Genomic DNA, 21,043 nt, shown 5'->3' on the forward strand with positions numbered 1-21,043 from the left:
CGCCGCGAGTCGCGATTCGTTAAAGCGCAACGCTATTTTATAAAAGCTTAGGACAATCCGTTACTTAAGATTGCTTGCGCCATTTCGGGTCTCTGAAGCCCGCATTGATGAGAGCCTTGCGAAGGGTCTCAATCGAGATTTTCTTTGGAAACGGCTCATAGCGAGGTTTTAGATCGCCAGGCTTGAAATGGCAGAATGATCGCTGTTCGCCCTGTTCATTGAGCTTTTTGAGGCCTTGATTTATCAAGTCAGAGGCCTGCTTAAGAGGTGGGATGAGCGAGGCTAAGTGCTGATATTCCTCCGGCGTCCGATTGTATCGATGCTCACCAAAGGCTTCAAAAAGCATATCGAGAGCAAGCTCTTCGAGCGGCATTCTGTTTCGGTACATTGGCGCACTCAAATGTCGCCCCGTTTACGAAGAGCGCCAAGCGGGCGCGAATGGCAACCCAGATCGGCGGAGGCGATTGCACTTTCGGTAACACAACGTCAGCTCAACCATATGGTCCGGTACCAGACCGCATGATACCCCGTAAGTCTACGGTGTCATGATCAACATTTTGCGCCAACCGATCAGGCGGGCAGCTCGTGGACTTGGTCGGCGTCAAAGAAGTTGCGACGGGCGAGTTGCCCACCTCGGCGAGTGAGATGGGATCGTGGTCCGCTGAAGGTGCCGGGTGCCAACCAAGCAGATTGTGTATCTGAGACGCTACCGGGCATGAAATCGCGAAAGGAGCGCTGGACCCTCTTAGCTCAGCGCGTCCAGCGGCCGTCGAGCAGATCGACCGCTCAAGCCAGTTGAGAGAGGAAAGTCACCCAGCTCCGATTGGTGGTGCCTGCCCGTCTTCGAGAAGATCGATTTGAGGGGGTTGCGGGCGGTTTCGCGCGAGATGCGCAGGTGCTCGGCAGCGTTGCGAGCGATGCGTCGGTTGCAAGCAGGGCGGCCAATCTCCCGCGCAAGCTTAGCGCGGCGTCGGTATTGCGGCCATAGAAGAACGCTCGATCAAGCTGCGAAAAGATGCCGATTCCAAATAGCGCGATGGCAATGCCTCTAAACATGGTTGTGGACCGGGTTGAACGATGCAGCGAAAGTTCAAAACGGCCCCAGCCGCAGGTTGGGAGAAACAGCCGGGGCCGACATTCCCATTCCGTGTGCCGTAATCAGCGGTAATCGGCACGCTCCCAGCAAGCCACAAGAAAGCTAACGAACTCTTTCTCGCGCCGCCGTCCGGGCGCGCGCCCCACGCGTTGAGGTTGGATCAATGTGAAGCGCAGCGTGGGCACTCGCCATCTGCTGCTTTGCTGAGCTGCCGTGCGATCTCTTGCCTGTCTTGCGTTTCCCAATTCGCGGCATCGCTCCTAACGATCGGGATGGCAGGCTCTCACCTTGATGCTGCAAGCCCCCTCGGGCCAGCCTTGGCCCCTTGGGGGCTGGAGGGGACAGTGCGGGGCCAAGGCGGTCCGACGGATGGCGCCGAGCAGCGCCACGCAATTGAGGCTAGTCCCAGTCGGCGAAATCGCTGTGTTCACTTGTGACCGGGACAGCTATTTGTAATGTTCCAACAAAGGAACATGGCGGCTGGCTATGAGACATGCAGGCCCAGTCTGAGAAGCTTCGCCGAGGCGCCGCTGAGTGCGGCCTTATTCGCGACTTGGCGACTGATCCCAAGAAGCGCGAGCTGTTTGCCAGATGGGCTGAACACCTTGACGTGCTCGCATCGGCAGTGGAGCAAGTTATTGCCGACAGCGGTGGTACCGACATCGCTATGACACATCAAAAGCAGCCATACGGGATCGTCACGACGCGCTGCCCGGATGGGCTGGCACCGTGAAGTGGAAAGTCGCGCCATGGGGCGCATTGGAGGTCGCCCACAGGCGCCCGGAATGCGCTTCGATGATCGAGCGGCAGATCGACAGTCCCATCCCCAGACCGCCAGGCTTCGTCGTGTAGAAGGGGTCGAAGATGCGCTTGAGAGCGTCCGGGGCCAATCCTGGTCCCGAATCCTTCACCGCGACGATAATGCCGTCAGATTCGGCCCTAGCGGTCGTAATGAGCACGCTTCGCGATCCCCTCGCGACCGTGCCCATGGCTTGGATGGCATTGACCATCAGGTTGAGGATCACTTGCTGCAATTGGACCCGATCACCTTCGACGAGTGGCAAACCGTCTCCGAGTTCCGTCTGCATCGCGACGTCGTTCTTCACCGCTTCGCTGCGGGCGAGCTCGACCACGTCCCGGATCGCCTCGTTGATATCCAGGCGATCCTTCAGTGGCGGTGCTTTCTTGATGAGATCACGTATGCGCCCGATGATGTCGCGGGCTCGATCAGTGTCGTTCACAACATAACCAAGCGTATCCCTGGCTCTTCCGACATCCGGCGGGTTTCTGTCCAAGAAATGCAGGGCGGCATCGGCATTCATCGATGCGCCGGCGATCGGTTGGCTTACTTCATGGGCGATCGAGGCCGTGAGCTCACCCATGGTGGCGAGGCGGCTCGCATGCGCCAATTCCCTTTGCACCTCCCGCAAGGTCTCTTCGGCTCGCTTGCGCTCGGTGATGTCCCGTCCGACGCCGCGGTAACCGATGAAGCGCCCTGCATTGTCGAGGACCGGCAGTCCCGAGATGGACACGTAGCGTTTGCCGCCGTCAGGCGTAGGCCGCGCCAGCTCGAAATCACGGAACGGCAGGTGGGCATCGAGAGTCTCCCGGTGCTTGCGCCAAGCCTCCGCGTCGGGCTCCAAATAGGGCACTTCCCACCGCGTCTTCCCAATTTCAGAGCCAAGCGCCGGCGCGTCGGCAAGACCCTCGCCGAACTCCTGGCGGGTGAAGCGATGCTGCGGATCGGATTCCCAGTATACGTCGAAGGAGAATTGTACAAGGGTGCGAAAGCGCTCCTCGCTCTGCCGCAGAGCCTCTTCCGACCGCTTGCGCTCCGTCAGGTCGACGACAAAAGAGACGCCGTAATCTCGTCGCTCGTCGAATGCAGCCATGCCGATCAACACGGGCACGCGGCTGCCGTCCTTGCGGAAATATTCCTTCTCGAACGGCTGCACGCTCCCCATCATCTTTAGCTCCGGGATCCACAATCGCATGTGGCGGTCGAGCCACTCCGGCGGTGTAAGGTCAGTCCAGCGTAGGAGGCCCGAAATGAGATCCTCGCGATCGTATCCCACGATGCGGAGAAACGCATCATTCGCCTCCAGAATCCGACCTCCAAGCTCCCAGATGATAATCCCGATGATGTTGGCCTCGACCAGGCGCCGAATCCTAGCCTCGCGTTCTGCGAGATCCTGGTACAAGTGAGCGTTCTCCAGCGCGATTGCCGCCTGTGAGGCGAGCAGCTTTAGCACCGCGATCCGACCCGGCGCGAAGACGTGCGCAGCCAGATTGTTTTCCAGGTACAGCACGCCGATGAAATTGGCATGAGCGATCACCGGCAGGCCGAGCACGGAGCGCGCTTGGCGCTGAACGATGTAGGGATCCGCTGAAAACGGTTTCTGGGCTGCGGCATCATCGAGAATGATGCTCTCCCGCGTACGCAAGATGTAGTTGAGGATCGCCTCCGGCAGGAGCGCTGCAGTCACGGGCTCGTCGCGCAGCTGCACGACGACCGTGTCGCCGTCGGTGGTCGCTTCGGCGGCAATTCGCAACTCGGTCCCGTGCGACAGAACCAACAGGCCGCGCTCGGCGCCCGCGTGCTCGATAGCGGTGCGCATGACGGTGATGAGCAGCTTCTCCCGGACGATTGCGCCCGAGACCGCTTGCGACAACTTGATGACGGTGGCGAGGTCGAGCTGCTCCAGGGGGGTCTCGATCGTGCTCGTCGGACCGGGCGCCGCTGTTTCCTCTGCCAGGTGGGCATGGACGCGGTCGAGTTGCCGCACCTTGCCATCAGCCCCCCACCGCAAATAAGCACGCCGAGCGTCGGCCAAGTACGCTCGAGCGATTCTCTCGAACCCGCGCGCCGCGTAGAAGCGTGCGGCGAGTTCGTTGGCAAGCGCGTCGTTTTGAACAAAGCCATTGGCGCGGGCCGAGCGGATAGCGTGTTCATAGAGGCGCTCGGCATCGAGTTCGCGGCCCTCCAAGCGGGCGACCTCCGCCTCGACAAGCGCAGCGCGATTCTCGAAATTCTCCGGACAATTCTTTGCCCAGATTTGGATCTGTCGCCGGTGCACCGCCAGTGCCGCGAGGTATTCCCGGTGCTGGGCAGGCGCGGCGGAGGCGCAGGCCATCGCGAGGGACAATGCTCGATAGAATTCGTATTCGGCAGTTTCGAGCTGCGATATAGACGTCCACAGCAGCCGCTGCGCCCTTTGTGACGCCTCAATCGCAGCCGCGTAGTCGCCTGCAAAAAAGCGCGCCTGCTGCTTTCGGATCCAATACCAGCAGTCCGCTCGCATGAGGTTGGCATTCTCGGCGAACCGGCGCTCCGTCTGAAGCTCTTCAAAGTGCGCATCGTCGAAGGAGCCGAATTTCGACGTCAGCCCCCGTAGGGTCCGGATGAGCTGCAGTTGGCTGACGACAACGTCAACGACCAGCCCGAACTGTGCTGTTTTCGCAAACGCGAGTCCACTCTCGACTTCGCGTTGCACCTCGGCGAGCGGGTCACCAGCTGCGAGCAGATTCGAATTCAGATTGACGCGGGCGTACGCGGCGAAGGTGAGATCGCCGGTTTTGTTTGCGACGTCGAAAGCCCGAAGCAGCGAATCACGCGCACTCCGGACATGTCGCGTCCATGGCGCGAGGTGCGCTCCGAAGAGCATGTAGGTCTGCGCATGAAATCGCGTCAATCCGCGCCGTTCGACCAATTCATAGCCGAGCAGACCAAATCCAAATCCCGCCTCGTAGTCGCCGAAGCGAGGACCGGCAATCATCCCAAGCCTCATATAGGCGACGCACGAGGCATCGCAGTTTCCGTGTTCAAGGCTGAGATTAACCGCTCGACAAACGGTCAAGGAAAAGAGGTTCAAATCCGTGAATAGTGCAGGCGGCAGCAGCCTGGTCAGCACGCCCAGAGTCGCGAGAGACACCGGATCACTCATTAAGGGCAGATCGATCAAAGCTTCGATACGGCGCCCGCCAAGTTGGGACCGGACGCGGTCGTATTCACCTCGCGCCTCCTCCTCCGTCGGATGGGGCGGCCAGTCGATGGTCAGGTGGCGGAGGTAATCGAGAGCAACAGCAATTGCATCGCTACTCCGATCGAGCCTCGTGTACAGGTCAATGCGCAGGCATGAGACCGTGGCTAACTCGACGGGCCCGGCCGCACGGGCTGAGAGAGCCATCAGGCGTCGCTCCGCTTCCGCCAGGGCGCCGGTCAGAAACTCGCATTCTGCCCGGTTGATCTCGAGGGAGAAGGCCAGTTCATGCCTGCTCTCCCAGCAATCCTCCAGCAACAGGGCCGCGCCGGCTTTGAGATAAGTCAGTGCCGAGACATAGGCGGTGGACGCTTTGGCGCGCTTGGCTGCGAGCAGGTTGAGCTCGGTCAGCTTCGCTCGTTCGTCTCGTGAGGTGATCAACGCAACGCCGCGGTTGAGCTGATTGACAATGTCGAAGATCACGTCCCCGTGCTGTTCTGTGGGAGTATTCGCCACGAGCAGCCGGCCGATGGCGAGATGGGCTTCCGCACGCTCGGCTTCCGGTTTGCTTGAATAGGCGGCTTCCTGCACCCGGTCGTGGGTGAATCTGTAATACCCTTGCCGTCGCTCGACCAGCTCCTCGTGCGCGGCTTCCCACAGCGCTGCGTCGACTTCAGCCGCCGATCTTCCCAGAACAAGGGCCAACAGCGTGATCGTGGCGCTGTTACCGAGACAGGCGAGCTGCTGCAACGCTGCCTGCGTGTCGGCCGGAAGGCGCGCGAGTTTGCCGACCATGAGGTCCACCACATTGTCGGTATAGCCCTTGGCGCGAATGAGATCGAGATCCCACGTCCAGCACGACGACGTATGATCGAACGCAAGCAAACGCTCCTCGACGAGCTCGTGAAGAAACTGGATGGCGAAGAACGGATTGCCGCCCGCTTTCTCCTGCACTATCTGCACCAGGGACGCGGCATAACTCGGCTCGCAACGCAACGAGTCGGCGATCAGCTGCCCGACATGCTCGGTGGCAAGCGGCGCTAGCGCGATCTCCTCAACGATGCCGCTGCAATTTTTGATGGCGGCGATCCTGCGCCGCAGAGGATGCGCGGCGTCGACCTCGTTATCGCGGTAAGCTCCGATCATCAGCAGATGGCTCACATCCGCCTGAGTCATTAGATCCTCGAGCAGGTCCAGCGTCGCCGAGTCTAGCCATTGCAGGTCGTCGAGGAATAGCGCCAGTGGATGCTCCGCTCGCGCGAACACGCCGATAAACTGCCGCACCACTTGGTGGAAGCGCCTTTGCGCATCCTGCGGAGCCAGGTCGGGTACCCGCGGCGGCTCGCCGATGATGAGCCTCAGCTCGGGGACGAGGTCCACCAACAGCCCGCCGTTCGGGCCTAACGCCCTGTGCAGGGCATCGCGCCAGGGCGCCAGCTCGACCTCACTCTTCGCCAGAAGGCCCCGGAGCAGGCTGCGGAACGCCTGCGCCAGTGTGGCATAGGGAATGTCGCGCTTGTATTGGTCGAATTTGCCGTCGGCGAACAGGCCGCGCGAGGGCACCAGCACCTTGTGCAGCTCGTTGACGACAGCTGACTTGCCGATGCCGGCGTATCCCGAGACCAACACCAGCGCAGGCGTGCTGCTCTGGACCATGCGGTCGAAGGCCGCGAGCAAGACTTCGATGTCTCGCGCGCGCCCATAGAGCGTCTCGGGGATGAGCAGCCGGTCCGGGATGTCGCGCTCGCCGAGGGGGAAGTCGTCGATCCCCTGCCGAGCCTCCCAGGCGGCGAGGCAGCGCCGGAGATCGCTCTCCAGACCGGCCGCAGTCTGATAGCGCTCCTCGGCGGTCTTGGCGAGCAGCTTCATGATCATTGCCGAAAGGAAATTGGGCACTTGCTTCCGACGCTCGGCGGGCGGCACAGGCCTCCTGGCGATATGGCAGTGCACCCATTCCATCGGATCGGCTGCGGTAAAGGGGGGCGCGCCGGCGAGCATCTGATAGAAGGTGACGCCCAGCGCGTATAGATCACTGCGCGCGTCGATCGAGCGGTTCATTCGTCCGGTCTGCTCGGGTGCCATATAGGCGAGGGTGCCCGCGATGGTTTCAGGCGGTTCGGGTGATTGGCGCTCGCGCGGGAGTCGCGAGGCAATGCCGAAACCCGTGAGTCTGACTTCGCCGGTCGCGCTATTCACGATGATGTTGTGCGGCTTGATGTCTTTGTGCACGAGCCCGCGCTGATGGACCTTGCCAAGAGCCGCCGTGATGTGGACGGCGAGACGCAAGAATGTTCCCACTTGCATGGGCGCTTGGAGCTGGCGCTCCAGCGGCTCGCCGCCGGGGTCCTCGAGCAGCAGCACGGGCCGGCCGCCCTGACTGACAAGTTCGAGCGGCCGCAAGGCCCACGCGCTGTCGAGCTCGTCCTTTAGTGCATATTCGTGAGCCAGGCGATCCCGGCTCGTTGATGGGGCATGCTCGGCGGGAAGCACGGCCAGCACAGTTTTGCGGCCACCATCGGAGCCCTGGCGCGGTGCCCGGCAAAAGATGCGGTCGTCGTCCTCCCATAACGCCTGGAAGTCGCTGTCCATGCGCGCCGAACCGAAAGACTGGGTTCAACTGCTGGCCTCTCCGGCACCCGATGTCGGGTGGCGAGATACCTGTTGAGCTAGTTGAATAAAATCGAGCTTGCCACAGATGGAGCGGCGTGGCCAGCCGAGCTAAGCTCGCCTACAACGGAGCGGTCCTGAATTCCGGCTGCCGATCAGGTGCGGCATCGGTCGAACGCGGACAGGCGTTCTGTCTTGCAATAGATCGATGAAATTCGTCCGATCGTCATTTTTTCAGAAGTAACCCCATTTCTCGCGCCATCCGCTTGACTGAGCCGACATGCCGGCGAAGGGCTGCGGCAATCTCCGCCGCGCCGTACCGCCGGCGGCTCATTGCCGAAAGCTTCCTGCGTTCGAGGTCGCTCCACTCCTTCGGCTTCGATGCTTTCATGTTGTCATGTTGCCGCAGGCCCGAGGCAGGCGACATTGGGAAATTTACGGGTGCCATGCGTGGATCGTCGAGGAGCGCCTGCCAGTATTCCGGCGGTAATCGGCGTGGGGTGGAATGGCGGCTTAGCTTCGCGATCCGTTAGGATTTCGCTGGTGGGCGGATGGAGTCTGACAGACGTGCTTCCCTAACGCTCATCCACACGCTCCTATTGACTCGCATCACGAATGGGCAAATCCTTTCAACAACGGCAATTGCCATCGCCCATTTCAGCACTACGAACTTCGGCGCCCCAATTTTTATCAGCGCCATCCGAGCAAATTTGTTCTGAACAGAAACGGAGGGGCCGATGCGCGCGCTCGCCTTGAGAACCGTCTCTCTGCTCGCCGTCGCTACCTTGGGCTCGATCTCAGCCACGCCTGCCGCCCGCGCGGAAGACGGCACCGACGAGCAGTTTGGCAAGGTTCACTTCCAGACCTCCTGCAACGAGGTGGCACAACGGCGCTTTGACCGCGGAATGCGCTATCAGCATTCGTTCTGGTACCGGCCCGCGAAAGAGATTTTCGAGGAGACGTTGCAGGCCGATCCGGAATGCGCGATCGCCTATTGGGGCATTGCCCTCAGCCTGCTGTACAATCCGCATTTTCCCGCGCCGAAGGAGAACCTCACCGAGGGCCTGGCCGCGCTGCAGAAGGCCAGGGCACTCGGCGCCAAGAGCGAACGCGAGCGCGACTATATCGACGCGCTGCTGGCCTTCTATTCGGGCGACGAGACGACGACGTTTGGCCAGCGCGCACAGGCCTATCTCAAGGCAACCGAAGCCGTCGCCGCGCGCTATCCCGACGATGACGAGGCGCAGATCGCCTACGCCATCACGCTCAACGTCACGGCGTCACCAAACGACAAGACTTATGCCAACCAGCTCAAGGGCGCTGCCATCCTGGAGCCGATCTTCAAGCGACAGCCGCGCCACCCCGGCGTGGCGCATTACCTGATCCACCTCTACGACTATCCGGCGATCGCAGAACAAGGTCTCGACGCTGCCAAGCGCTATTCCGAGATCGCGCCGGCGGCGCCGCACGCTTTGCATATGCCGTCGCACATCTTCACGCGCGTCGGTTACTGGATCGAATCCATCGAGGCCAATAGCCGTTCCGCCAAGGCTGCCAAGGAGGGCAAGGACGCCAGCGAGCAGCTGCATGCCGACGACTACATGGTCTACGCCCTGCTCCAGCTCGCGCAGGACAGCCGAGCCCGCGACGTCATCGCGGACATGGTTGCGACGACGGGCTATGCGCCGGCGGTCCGCGCCGGTCCCTACGCGATAGCGGCCAGCCAGGCGCGCTACATGGTCGAGCGCGGCGATTGGCAGGGCGCGGCCGCGCTGAAGGCGGAGCCGAGCCGGTTTGCCTATGTCGATGCGATCACCTGTTTCGCCCGCGCCCTTGGCGCCGCGCGCTCCGGCAATGCGGACGCTGCAACGGCGGACATCGTCAAACTGGCGGAACTGCGGGACAAGCTGCAGCGGGACAAGGATGCCTATTGGGCGGAGATCGTCGACATTCAGCGGCAGGCCGCCACAGCCTGGCAGCTCAATGCCCAGGGAAAACAGGCCGACGCGTTGGAAGCGATGCGCCTTGCCGCCGATGCCGAAGACAAGACCGAAAAATCCATCGTGACGCCGGGACCGCTTGCCCCAGCACGCGAGCTTTACGGGACCATGCTGCTTGAACGCGGCATGGCGACGGAGGCATTGGTCGCGTTCGAAAGTACCATGCGCAAGGAGCCGAACCGATTTGGCGCGACGATCGGCGCCGCTCACGCCGCCGAGAAGGCGGGTGACCTTGTGAAGGCCCGTCAATACTACGCGAAAGTCGTCGACATGGCGCGCAATGGCGACTCCTCGCGGGAGGACCTCGCGGCCGCACGGAAGTTCATGGCTCAGAATTAGCAAGAGTGCCGCGGCAGGCTACCATGCGCCTGACAACCAAATTCGTTGCGATCAGCGCAGCCACCGCGCTGCTGTGCGCAGCCGCCGCGATCTGGATATTGCGATCCGGCGAACCGGCGCGCGCAACAGCGGCATCCGGCGAGGTCCGCCCGGTGTGGACGGAAATCGACTGGCCCTTCAGCGCAGATCCTTGGGGCAAAGGAAAGGCGTTCCGCTGCAAGGCCGGGGATTGCGGGGGCGAGGTCCAGCTCTACGTTCGCGCCAAGCTCGGCTTTTGCAATTGCGCTACTGGCGTCGCCGACGATGGCGACCTCGAGCAAATGGGCGACCTGGCGCTGATTGGCAAGGCAACGCCGCTCGGTGCCGGCCGAGAGATCAACGTCGGTCCGATGCGCGGCCGCAGTCGGGCCTATCGCCTTGAAGGAAATCGCAACGCAGCGCTCTCACTCGCCTTCAATCAGCGCTGCGACATGGTGGCCGCGACGGCTTTGGTTGGACCGGGCGCGCCCGCGTCAATGGAGCCGGCGGTGCTGGCGTTCCTCAATAGCGACCGCATGTTGAAATGGGCCGAGATCGCGCTTGGCCTATAACTCAGAGCGATTCGGCTTCCGTCGTTCGCAGAGCCGACGACCTTCTTAATGCGCGCACCGAGCGCGCTGCGGTCAGCGGTGCGACACTGCTGTGCCACATCTTTGACCCAAATCCGCAGGTGCGGAGTTCTTGGTGGAGGCAGAGGCGCTGGCTCCGTCGTCCAGGGAGAATAGCGTCTTGGCCGCGCTCGCGAAAAGGAGCTGCCGTAGCGGAGCCCCAATAGAAAACGGCCTCGACATCCACCCTACCAGGACGCCGAGGCCGTCAGGCCCTGAGCGCGTTGGCAGCGCTCGAAGCGGTCACAGCCTAGTCCGGCGCAAAACTCGGGTCTGTGCGGTTTCGAACATTCGTGCGCGCTGACGGCGCCGTGTCCACAGACACGGATGGCTGAACCGTACGGCCTGTGGCCAGCCGCTGGCACCGGATCGATCGGCGGCGGCTAGGACAGGATGACCGGGGTGGTCGCGAAACCCCGGTCCAGCTCCTCAGGCGGCACCGTCCGAAACTGCGGCCGGAGACTCTGATGTGGTCCAACCGGCGAGATGGCTACATATCACACGGTGAATAGCGACTAATTGGCAATTATGAAGAACCAATATCCCGTTTCGGTTGTTGATTAATGCGCGATCCGAACAACGGCTTTATTGTTCGCGCCGCGCATTGGTCTAGAACCGCGGGCCGAAACAACATGAAGGACCTCAGGCGACGATTAGAGAAGCTTCGCTCTGACGCCAGAGAATTCGCCCTGATGAGTCAGCGGGGAACGGACGTTGAAAAGCGCGAGCTGTTTGAGCGCTTGGCAGATGAACTTGCCATAGAAGCTCTTGAGCTTGAGCAGATCGTGAAACAAAAAGAGCAATCGGATCCCAGCGACCAGCACGAGGTCGTGGAATTGCGGCGTCCGGAGCGGAAGCGCGGCTGACACGGAAAAGAGGCTAAGCCGTCGCTTGTCTTCCATATCCGCCCGCGTGCATAATGATGTTTGAGCATAGCTCCGTCGAGGCCAGTCCACGACGTCTAATGCTGTCTTTGTTCCAGCTCTTTGAGCAAGGCGTGGAGAAACGCGCTGGCATGGTCGTGATTTGCATTGTGGTCCGCCACGCCGCGCGCGCATGGACGGAACACGCTGCCGACCATTTCCGGTCCCGGAGCCTCAATGCGCTCTGACCAATGATCGAGGAGATCATCGGAAGTGTCTCGGCCGGAGGTAAGTAGCTTCAGCAGCCGAGGTGCACGATCGCGCTGCTTGCCAGGTCGGCCCGCGCATGCATAGAGCGCGAACAAGCTTCGGAAATCATCGCGGGATATTGCTCGCATGAACGTCTTTCGATGTGAAAACAATGCTCAGCAAATCACAGTGCCAGTATGCGCGTTTTCCAGCCATCAGATATATAACGAAAGTGCTAGGTTGCCTGTCGATTCAGATCCAGGCTGGGTCCGGTGGTCGCAACTTAAGCGACCACCGGGTTTCACCGCGCTGATATCACTGGATGTCAGTTTTTCTGCTTTGGCCGCACGTGTCCGTTCGGTTTACGACTCTCGTTTTGTCTGGCAGCCAAATGTAGCGCGGGCGCAACACCCTGTTGCTTCGCCTGGTCTTGCAGAATGGTCGCCATCTGGCTTTGAGGCTCGTGGGTCCTCGGACAAAAATCGGATCACCACAAAATCAACCTGAAGAAGCCGCTGAAGGATGGGCGCCACGCAGCGGCAACTCTGGTTCGGCCTCCGTTTAATTGCGGGCGGCGCTCGCTTTGCGTTGGGCTGTGGCTTGCGCAACAGCAAAGCGCATCGCACCGAATTCGGACACGCGAAATGGTTCGTTAGCTTTCCTGTGGCTAGCTGAGTGCGTGCCGATTACGATTGCGGCACATTGGAATGGGAATGCCGGCCCCGGTTGTTGACCCCATCCTGCGGCTGGGGCCGTTTTGAACTTTCGCAGCATCGTTCAAACCCGGTTTACAACCATGCTTAGAGGCGTTGCTATCGCGCTATTTGGAATGGGCATCTTCTCGCAGCTTGATCGCGCGTTGTTCTATGGCCGCCATACTGACACGGCGCTCAGGCTGATGCGGGAGATCGGCCGAGGCTTTGGGCTGTAGAGCGGCCTGCGCGAACGCAGCGCTTCAAACATGATGACCGCCGTGCAAGTCATCGAACGATGTCATTCGATCACAGGCTTCTTTACCGTTGTTCGATCAAGGGAGAATTGCATCGCCCATCGCAAACGCCACGGCCGACGCAACGGACTCGTCGCCTCGTCGGTCATGGGATGCTTCTATTTTCTGAGCGAAGTTCCGCTTCCTCGTCACGTCGCAGCAAGCTATCGTGCAAGTGGTTCAGTCCCCAGACTCCAACGAGAGATAGGCCTTTGTCGCGCACAGCGACCTGATCCAAGTCCAAATCCGGCTTTCGGAGCGCCTATCTTCGTCGTACGATGCATCCCCCCAAAGCTCGGGGTGAACACGAGACGGCGCGAATTCCTCGGGGTGCAACGGTGCCCTGTTCGTCCCGCTGGTTCTCTGACGCAATCCGCGGGGATTGAACAGCACGTCGGCCAGCTCGATCGCACGTGCCGTCTCTTAGTCCGCCAGCGGACTGCTGTGATCAATTGGACCTGAGTGCATCTGCCCGTATCCATCTAGCGATGTTAGATCCATAGATCAAAAGTCAGTTTCGATCGACGAAGCATTTGCCTAGTCCAGGACGTGGACGATGTCCAATCCTCGATCATTAGCTCCCGAGACAAATTCTAGCCGAGGTGTCAGCTATGTCGGTAGTCTGGTCGCAATCGGCGCCATCTATCTCGTCTTGGCCAAAGGTGGCCTTGCTCTCGCCTCCGTTCATCCCAGTTCAACGCCAATTTGGCCGCCGACAGGTGTCGCGCTGGCGGCGGTGCTGTTGGGGGGATATCGGACCTGGCCAGCAATTTTTGCGGGAGCGTTGATCGCAAATGCGACGACGGCGGGCTCGGTTGCTACCGCAATCGCGATTGCGGCCGGTAATGCTCTCGAAGCGGTTGTCGGCGCTTATCTCATTAATCGGTGGTCGAGCGGATGTAATACGTTTTCAACCCCCGATTCTGTCGCAAAGTTTGCGGTGATCTGCGTCGTCATCGCGACGCCGATCAGCGCCAGCATTGGCCTGACCAGTCTGACAATCTTCGGGTACATCGAACAGAAGAGTTTCGCCGACGCGTGGATCACCTGGTGGCTGGGAGATGTGACAGGCGCACTGCTCATTACTCCCGTTATCGTGCTTTGGGCATCAAGCCGCTATCATGACTTCGAACGCCATGCGCTTCAGGAGACGGTCGGCGTCCTCACGACAGCGGCGGTCGTTGGACTCATTGCTTTCAGCCCTTTGATCGAGCAAACGCCCGGACGAGATCCACTGGGTTTTTTGGCGATCTTGCCAATGTTGTGGGCGGCGCTGCGCCGCGGTCCACGCGATACCGCGACGGTCGCCCTGATGCTTGCGGGCATCACGATCTGGGGCACGCTCAGGGGCGGCGGCCCGTTCACAACCACGGACCTTAACGCATCGTTCCTGCTGGTGTTGATGTTCTTGATCAGCATTACCGTTCCAAGCTTGTTGCTGAGCGCCGATGTCGAGGTACGCAAGAAAGCGGAGGAGCATCTGCGCCGCGCGCGCGTCGAACTCGAGCAGAAGGTCGCAGAGCGAACGCAAGAGCTGGAGCTCGCCAGTGCCGCAAAATCACGCTTTTTTGCCATGGCAAGCCATGATTTGCGGCAACCGTTACATGCATTAGGGCTGTTTGTGGCCCAGCTGCGCACGCCGCTCGAACCGGGGGAGCGGGCGAGGACGATCGAGCGGGTCGACGCAACGCGCAAGGAAATGGACGAAATGTTCAATTCGCTGCTGGACATTTCGAGAATCGATGCCGGGATGCTTAACCCTTACATTACCGAATTCCCGATCGGGCGCCTGTTGCAGAAAAGTGAGACGGCGTTTGATCAGGCGACGCGTGAAAAAGGCTTGCGCTTACGCGTCAGGCCAAGTGACGCCTGGGTGCGGAGCGACGCCATGCTGCTCGAACGCATACTCCTGAATCTGGTGTCCAATGCTGTACGCTATACGTTGCAGGGCGGGATCCTGGTCGGATGCCGTCGGCGCGGTGAAATGCTGCGCATCGAAGTATACGATACCGGTCCCGGCATTCCCGAGGATCAAAAGCAGAATATCTTTGGCGAGTTTTTTCAAGTTCCTGCTCCGGAGCAGAACCGGTCCGGCGGCCTGGGGCTCGGCCTTGCCATTGTCGACAGGCTTCGCTTGCTTCTCAACCATCCAATTGAGCTCGCTTCGACTGTGGGTCGCGGTTCGCGATTCACGATCCTGGTTCCGATGGTCGACGAATGCGTCAGAGCCGCAGCGCCCGCCGACTTACCACACCCCGGCGCTTTTGCAGTCGACGGCAAGGCAATTCTTGTTATTGCCGATACTCCCATCGTGCAGGAGGGAACGGGCGGATTGCTCAGCAAATGGGGATGTTCGGTTCTTGCCGCCGGATCCGACGAAGCCGCACTGGTTCGACTTGCTGAGCGCGAACAGCGCCCCGACCTCATCATCTCGGACTATCATCTCGCACGCGGGAAGACCGGAATCAGGGCAATTGAACAAATCAATGCGGCGTTTGGCTCGTCAATTCCTGCCATTCTCATCAGCGGCGATACAGCAGCTGAACCACTGCGGGACGCCAAGGATAGAGGATACGTTTTGCTGCATAAGCCGGTTGACCCAATGCAGCTCCGCGCTGTCATGCACAAGCTGTTTAGGGATCACGATGGTGGGAGAGACGCCGGGGCAGTTTCATGATCCAGATTTCGGCGGCCACTCCCAGCCCATTTTTCCGACCTTTATGATGGCCTCGGTACGCGTCGCTACGCCGAGGGCCTTGAGAACGACCGTGATGTGATTCTTCACCGTAGGCACTGCCATATTGAGCATCGTGGCAATGACCTTGTTGCTCTTCCCCTTCATCAGGAGCGCAAGTACTTCAATTTGCCGATCGGTCAACCCGACCCCCTTGAGCGAGTCGGGCGTTACTGGCTTGTTTGCATGCCGTGGGCCCGCCGTCTTCTCCAGTATCTCCAACGGGATGTAAACTCCGCCGGAGAACACCAATTCAATAGCCTTGAGCATCACCTCGCGTTCCGTGGTTTTCGGAATGAAACCCAGCGCGCCGAATTTGAAGGCGCGCCTGACTGTGTCTTGATCATCGGAGGACGAGAGAATGACGACAGCAGTCCTCGCATAGCGATCGCGCAGTTCGCAAAGGACGGAGAAGCCGTCGCGATCAGGCAAATTGATATCAAGCAAAATGAGGCTGATGTCGGGATGCTCCTCGACGATGTGCATGGCCTCCCGGCCGCTCGAAGCTTCGAATATGACGGCTTCTGGCTTTAGTTGCTTCAGCACGGCGTGCAGCGCGGCCCGAATCAATGTGTGATCGTCAACAACAAGCACCTTCATAAAAAAGCTCTCCGTCTTCTGGCCGCCCGGAGATCAATGCAAAATCATACACCCACCTTCGAAATCGTCCATCTTCCATCTCGGCTCCGGCCAGCGGTTCGCCGGCAGGTAAGAGGGGAGCGGACTACGTGAAGCGCGCAGCTCGCGGGCCCCACAGGACGGACGATACCTTGGTCATAGGACCTAGGCACCTCTCTGTACCGACCTCCGGCCGATTTACAGGCTGCGGCGCTTGCACGATGATGACGGCAGTCAGCCACTCTACCAGAGGGTTGTGCGCAGCCCGGCCATATCATCATTGGCGCAATTGCTGTCGTGGCCGGGTCGGTGTGAAGCAATTCTGGACTGCGGCGCTGTCAGAATCCGCAGCGTGCTTTTTGTTACATTCAGTTCCTCTTGATCGTTCCTCTCGAAGCCTGCGCGTACCCTGGACGAGGCAAGCCAATGCAGGATCGGACCGCATCCCCGAAGCAATTTGCGGGCGCTCTGCCGGAGCTCAAAGTCAACAGCCGCGACCTTCGCATTGATGCCTGCCGCGGCATCGCGCTCTGGTGCATCTTTCTTGATCATGTCCCCAATAACATTGGAAGTTGGCTGACGCTACGGAACTACGGCTTCAGCGATGCCGCGGAAGTGTTCATGTTCGTCTCGGGAGTCACCTGCGCGCTGGCCTACGGCAAAGTACGGAGTTGCGAGGGGTGGACCAGCGTGATCCGCCGGACCCTGCGGCGAAGTTGGGACATCTATGTCGCATTTCTGCTACTGACGCTCGCCTGCGCCATCTTGGTTCACCTCGCAGGCGGCGACCGTCTTGCTGATGAGAGCAATACGCGGATTCTGTTGGACCAGCCGGGCTCGGCGCTCGCCCACGCAGCGATCCTGCAATACCGTCCGGTCAATACCGACGTATTGCCGATCTTCGTGCTTCTCCACCTTTTTTTCGCGCCGTTGCTGTGGTTGCTGCTCCGAATGCCGAACGTGACGCTTGGCGCTTCGCTGGCGCTTTATGCGCTGGTGCAAATGTTCGGCTGGTCCATGCCGGCGTGGCCGAGCGGCCATTGGGCTTTCAATCCACTGGCCTGGCAGCTATTGGCGGTTCTTGGTGCGTGGATGATGGTCGAGGGCGAAAGAGTGCGCCCCTGGCTAACGTCTCGCAAGGTGCTCGTGCCTGCCGCTCTCTATCTGATCTTCAGCCTCGTCATCGCATTGAGCTGGAAAGTCAAGCCGTTGGAAGCGTTGATCCCCCAGGGGCTGACCAAATTGGCTTACCCGCCAGACAAATCCAATCTCGATCCGTTGCGTCTATTGCATTTCTTGGCTCTAGCGGTTGTGGCGGTATGGTTCGTGCCGCCCAATCGGCAAGCATTGACGAGTGCGGTGATGCGCGGCGCCATCCTCTGTGGCAAGCACTCGTTGCCAATCTTCTGCCTCGGCGTCCTGCTGACGCTCGCTAGCCTCCTGGCGCTGCTCGACATATCGGAAGGGCTTGCGATGCAGATCACGCTCAGCGTTGGCGGGATCCTCATGATGATCGTGGCAGCGACGCTTCTGAACTTGATCAAGATCACGCCCAGGCTGCAGCCGTCTGTTGCTCTGGCTGCGGGCGTGCACGTCCAGCCGGACGCCTGGGGCAGCGTTGACTGGCGGCCCTTGGAGGCGTTTCGCCGAGGACTGCGCGAGCTCGGATGGGCCGGCGGCCGGAATCCCGTCATCAATTGCTGGTTCGCGGATAAGCAATCCCACCGGGTGTACCAGGTGTTTGGCCTCGCAGACGGATTATTACGGCCGAAGGCGAATGTCATCGCGGCGTCGCCGACGCCTGCAGCGACGGCGGCCAGGAATGCAACAGCGCCCATTGCATCGGCGGAATATGGCGTTTGACACATCGGCACGGAAAAGTGCCGGCAGACCTCGAGCCGCTCAGAGAGATCACCGGGAGGTGAAGGATCGCGTTTCTTCGCAGCGTGAGGCGGAATGTTTCAGCAACGGGACTCGTACGGTTTGGTCGCCATCTTGCGTTCCGCCGTGCTGCTATCGAGCCATTTCCCCAAGGTCACAGCACGCACCCGCAGCGGGCAGATTGAGCATAGGCCAAGAGCCGAAAGTCAGCTTTAGCATGCACCGTGCAAAAGCGATCGATGATTGGGATCACCTTGTCACTGTAGCCGCGTTGCCAGTGTCCGAGCCCGTGCAGAGCGCTCTCCTGACAAGCAATCGAGTTGAGGTGAAGGATGCGCTCCATCGTGCGGAGCGCGCAATCGTGGAGAGTTGGCAGGTGCGGATCGTCGGCAAGAGCCAAGCACGGAAATGCATCCCACCACATATAACAGACACAGTTTAGCGTCCCGGCATCGGCTTCGCTCAGGTGGGACAAACTGGGGGTGCACCGCGATTCGAATAATTTGGCAAAGAGTTCCGCGATGGACTTGACGCAGCAGACACGATCTTTGATGGGCACATCAGTTGAACAAAGCCATCTGTTATCGCCGCTTGCGCTGGTATTGACGAGGTAGGTTAAGCCTTGTGCGATTTGGCTGTCAGCAAATCCCTCTAGCGCGGTCTGCGGGTCTTCAAACAGCCGAGTGAGATAAGACACGGCTTCTGCTGGTGGCGGGTCCCACCAATCATGCTCGGGATCGAAGTACCAAGGTGCTTGCTGAAAGCGAACCTCGCGTCCAAATGCGTGCTCCAGCCAATCACGAAACGAGAGCGTTTGCAGGCGCATCACAAAAGCCGCCTCCCCGGAGGCATGAAACTCCATAATGCTATGCCAGGTCCGGGATCACGCCAAGGCGCGAAATTTTTCAGGCAAATGCCTCCCTCTCGTTGCCAAGGCGGGTCCTGCGGTGGGCGCTTTCCCTGTAAACTTCCCTGTTCGCAGGGAATTGGCGCGTTCGTGTTTGCCGCGGATGATGGCTGATACCACGCGCGGTTCAAAACCTCGGTCACTGTCCCGAGCTGGACGATGCAATCAAGCGAGTTGAGAAACAAGCGTGACCAGCTCCGACTGGCGGTGCGCGCCCGTCTTCGAGAAGATCGACTTGAGGTGGTTGCGGGCGGTTTCGCGCGAGATGCGCAGGTGCTCGGAAGCGCTGGCGAGCGATGCGCCGGTTGCAAGCAGGGCGGTCAGGCGGGATTCCGCCGGGGTGAGATCGAAGGCCTGGCCGATCAGCGCCGGGTCCGGCGCCGGGCGTGGAGTGAGGTTGGACAGGATCAGCATGGCGCGGGCTCCGAGGAAGACGGAGCGTGCCGCCCCGTCCACCGGCAGGATCCGCAAGACGACCGGTGGCTTTGTCGTCCGGCGGATCAGGATCGGAGAGGCGGGGATGGCGGAGGCGTCCGGCGTGGAGCGCAACGCGCTGATCAGCTGATCGAGCCTTGTCATCGCATGCTTGTCGCGCAGGATGAGGCGCCGCTCCCTGATGCGGATCTCGTTGTCGAATCCCGTTTCGGCTGCCGCGTTGGTGCGCAGGACCATTCCTTCCCGATTGAGGATCAACGCGGGCTGTCGGACCCGGTCCAGAACATCGGTCATCGCGGTGAGTGCGGCCCTGCCGACGACCGTCGCGAGCGTGGCCGTCTCGGTCAGGCGCGGCGCCAATTGGGCAAGCAGTTGCTTGTCGGCGGCCTCGAATGCGCCTTCGCGGCCGGTTCGCTGGATGGTCAATGCCCACGCTGCGCTGTCAGCCCAGAAGCCTATGCCGGCAAACCACCGGAATCCGGATGGAAACAGCAACTCGTTGTACATGGGATCGGCGCGAATCTGCTCCGGGGTCATCACATCGACGTCGGTCACGACCTCGCCTGCCATCATGCGCGGAAAAGCCCTGGCGCGTGGGTCCCTCAGGTGCCAGTTATTCCTGAAGTAGAGCTCGGTGGCCTCAGCAATCGACGCCGTGCGCGGAACGTCCGGGGTCCGGATATCGCTTTGAAGGAGCAGGGCCGCCGACGCGCCCACCGCCTTGCAGATGTCATCCATGATGTCGCGCCATGCTTCCGGATTCACGGCAGCTTCGCCAAGTCGATTGAGGACCTTCGTCAGCTCGGCATCGTCGATTTTGTCGACTTTCAAGCGCGGCCCCCTCCGCCTAACCCCACGCATTTCGTTGCGAGCCCGCATGCATCCCTGCTGCATGCATGCAAGTCCCCGACATCTGAGGCCCTGGAATGCGTTCCCTGACCGGCGATGCTTCGCGAGGAGGCGGCTCGAAGCAAGCCCCCCTTGCCTGTTTTTCCTGAAAAATCGCACTTGACGAAAGTCTAGCGGATGGCAGCGGGAGGCGGCGGCGCCCGGACCGGAATGACCCATTCGGGTCATGCGTCCAGATGTGCCGGCGCTATTCCATGGAGGAGGAATATCTGCCGCACCAGGAATTGAGATGACATTGCTTTGCTTGAGTCAGTCGGATCTCGGCGACGGCTTTCGGCTCCCGATATCGATCTGCGGGGATATCTGGGCGCGTCAGAGTGACGCAGTTCGCGTTGGCAGGCGCGGCGCGAATTGCTCAGCCGCGCTATCAACGGTCGTAATCCATTTTCTCGGCAGCTTAAGCGATCTGGTCAAGGCCAGCCGGGGAGGCAAGGCGATCGCTTCATTCCATCCCGTATTGGGCTGCAATTCGGCAAAGCTTCGATCCCCTGGTTTGCCGAAATCGGGCGCAATCGCAAACCTGGGACGCGCGCTTTCTCGGCTGCGCAGTTCGATTCACGCCGCGCTTAAGGTTAGCAGCTGTGCTGTCTTGACGCAGTCACGCAACAATGGAAACAATTTGCAATTATCAGAAGTCCTTCGTCGCTCCGTGACAGGACTTCGCCGTTCGACGTCGGGCAACGACGCCTTGTCGATCGATACCCGATACAACCATAACAAGACCATTTCATTTCCAACTCGCGCCGTTGGGCTGACGGCGAATTTTTGAGCATCAGAACGTTAAAGGGGG

The 21,043-nt window shown here is 60.5% G+C and carries 12 protein-coding genes; 6 read left to right on the top strand and 6 right to left on the bottom strand.

All coding sequences use genetic code 11. From position 1 onward, the window contains the following. Positions 1-64 precede the first annotated feature (64 nt). The 3 genes from RAD04_RS11280 to RAD04_RS11290 form a co-directional block, all read right to left on the bottom strand. Positions 65-373 carry a hypothetical protein gene (locus RAD04_RS11280; protein WP_461623847.1) on the bottom strand — a complete coding sequence of 103 codons (309 nt, stop codon included), beginning with the start codon at positions 371-373 and terminating at the stop codon, positions 65-67. A 1,421-nt stretch (positions 374-1,794) separates the two neighbouring features. Next, the gene (locus RAD04_RS11285) at positions 1,795-7,665 is read right to left on the bottom strand and encodes an ATP-binding sensor histidine kinase (protein WP_461623848.1); all 5,871 of its coding nucleotides are present in this window, start codon (positions 7,663-7,665) and stop codon (positions 1,795-1,797) included. A 244-nt stretch (positions 7,666-7,909) separates the two neighbouring features. Continuing rightward, positions 7,910-8,131 carry a hypothetical protein gene (locus RAD04_RS11290; protein ID WP_461623849.1) on the bottom strand — a complete coding sequence of 74 codons (222 nt, stop codon included), beginning with the start codon at positions 8,129-8,131 and terminating at the stop codon, positions 7,910-7,912. Positions 8,132-8,420: 289 nt separating this feature from the next. Between RAD04_RS11290 and RAD04_RS11295 the strand changes: the two genes are divergently transcribed. From RAD04_RS11295 to RAD04_RS11310, 4 genes are all read left to right on the top strand, one after another. Continuing rightward, complete coding sequence (locus RAD04_RS11295) at positions 8,421-10,022, top strand: tetratricopeptide repeat protein (RefSeq protein ID WP_461623850.1); 1,602 nt, start codon at positions 8,421-8,423, stop codon at positions 10,020-10,022. Between the two features lie 23 nt (positions 10,023-10,045). Next, positions 10,046-10,612: a hypothetical protein gene (locus RAD04_RS11300; RefSeq protein WP_461623851.1), complete on the top strand. Its 567-nt coding sequence runs from the start codon at positions 10,046-10,048 to the stop codon at positions 10,610-10,612. 620 nt (positions 10,613-11,232) lie between these two features. After that, entirely contained in the window at positions 11,233-11,535 is a 303-nt protein-coding gene (locus tag RAD04_RS11305) for a hypothetical protein (protein ID WP_461623852.1), read from the top strand. Between the two features lie 1,790 nt (positions 11,536-13,325). Continuing rightward, on the top strand, positions 13,326-15,446 hold the full coding sequence (locus RAD04_RS11310; protein WP_461623853.1) for an MASE1 domain-containing protein: 2,121 nt from the start codon (positions 13,326-13,328) through the stop codon (positions 15,444-15,446). Here the strand turns inward: RAD04_RS11310 and RAD04_RS11315 are convergent. After that, positions 15,441-16,103 carry a response regulator transcription factor gene (locus RAD04_RS11315; RefSeq protein ID WP_018323185.1) on the bottom strand — a complete coding sequence of 221 codons (663 nt, stop codon included), beginning with the start codon at positions 16,101-16,103 and terminating at the stop codon, positions 15,441-15,443. The genes RAD04_RS11310 and RAD04_RS11315 overlap by 6 nt on opposite strands. Positions 16,104-16,547: 444 nt before the next feature. Between RAD04_RS11315 and RAD04_RS11320 the strand changes: the two genes are divergently transcribed. Then, positions 16,548-17,984 carry an OpgC domain-containing protein gene (locus tag RAD04_RS11320; protein WP_461623854.1) on the top strand — a complete coding sequence of 479 codons (1,437 nt, stop codon included), beginning with the start codon at positions 16,548-16,550 and terminating at the stop codon, positions 17,982-17,984. 172 nt (positions 17,985-18,156) lie between these two features. On the opposite strand, the gene RAD04_RS11325 is transcribed toward RAD04_RS11320, so the two are convergent. Both RAD04_RS11325 and RAD04_RS11330 read right to left on the bottom strand, forming a co-directional pair. Continuing rightward, on the bottom strand, positions 18,157-18,864 hold the full coding sequence (locus tag RAD04_RS11325; protein WP_461623855.1) for a hypothetical protein: 708 nt from the start codon (positions 18,862-18,864) through the stop codon (positions 18,157-18,159). Positions 18,865-19,074: 210 nt separating this feature from the next. Beyond that, a complete protein-coding gene (locus RAD04_RS11330; protein ID WP_461623856.1) occupies positions 19,075-20,175 on the bottom strand; it encodes a helix-turn-helix transcriptional regulator in 1,101 nt (366 codons plus the stop codon). Positions 20,176-20,482: 307 nt separating this feature from the next. Between RAD04_RS11330 and RAD04_RS11335 the strand changes: the two genes are divergently transcribed. After that, a complete protein-coding gene (locus RAD04_RS11335; protein ID WP_461623857.1) occupies positions 20,483-21,022 on the top strand; it encodes a hypothetical protein in 540 nt (179 codons plus the stop codon). Positions 21,023-21,043: the final 21 nt, after the last annotated feature.

The sequence above is a fragment of the Bradyrhizobium sp. 25ACV genome (assembly GCF_054863005.1).

What these genes read in the sequence shown, in the direction of transcription:
- RAD04_RS11325 (WP_461623855.1), bottom strand. Translation starts at nt 18,864, where the DNA reads ATGGAGTTTCATGCCTCCGGGGAGGCGGCTTTTGTGATGCGCCTGCAA.
- RAD04_RS11295 (WP_461623850.1), top strand. Translation starts at nt 8,421, where the DNA reads ATGCGCGCGCTCGCCTTGAGAACCGTCTCTCTGCTCGCCGTCGCTACC.
- RAD04_RS11315 (WP_018323185.1), bottom strand. Translation starts at nt 16,103, where the DNA reads ATGAAGGTGCTTGTTGTTGACGATCACACATTGATTCGGGCCGCGCTG.
- RAD04_RS11320 (WP_461623854.1), top strand. Translation starts at nt 16,548, where the DNA reads ATGCAGGATCGGACCGCATCCCCGAAGCAATTTGCGGGCGCTCTGCCG.
- RAD04_RS11285 (WP_461623848.1), bottom strand. Translation starts at nt 7,665, where the DNA reads ATGGACAGCGACTTCCAGGCGTTATGGGAGGACGACGACCGCATCTTT.
- RAD04_RS11305 (WP_461623852.1), top strand. Translation starts at nt 11,233, where the DNA reads ATGCGCGATCCGAACAACGGCTTTATTGTTCGCGCCGCGCATTGGTCT.
- RAD04_RS11335 (WP_461623857.1), top strand. Translation starts at nt 20,483, where the DNA reads ATGACATTGCTTTGCTTGAGTCAGTCGGATCTCGGCGACGGCTTTCGG.
- RAD04_RS11290 (WP_461623849.1), bottom strand. Translation starts at nt 8,131, where the DNA reads ATGGCACCCGTAAATTTCCCAATGTCGCCTGCCTCGGGCCTGCGGCAA.
- RAD04_RS11310 (WP_461623853.1), top strand. Translation starts at nt 13,326, where the DNA reads ATGTCCAATCCTCGATCATTAGCTCCCGAGACAAATTCTAGCCGAGGT.
- RAD04_RS11280 (WP_461623847.1), bottom strand. Translation starts at nt 373, where the DNA reads ATGCCGCTCGAAGAGCTTGCTCTCGATATGCTTTTTGAAGCCTTTGGT.
- RAD04_RS11300 (WP_461623851.1), top strand. Translation starts at nt 10,046, where the DNA reads ATGCGCCTGACAACCAAATTCGTTGCGATCAGCGCAGCCACCGCGCTG.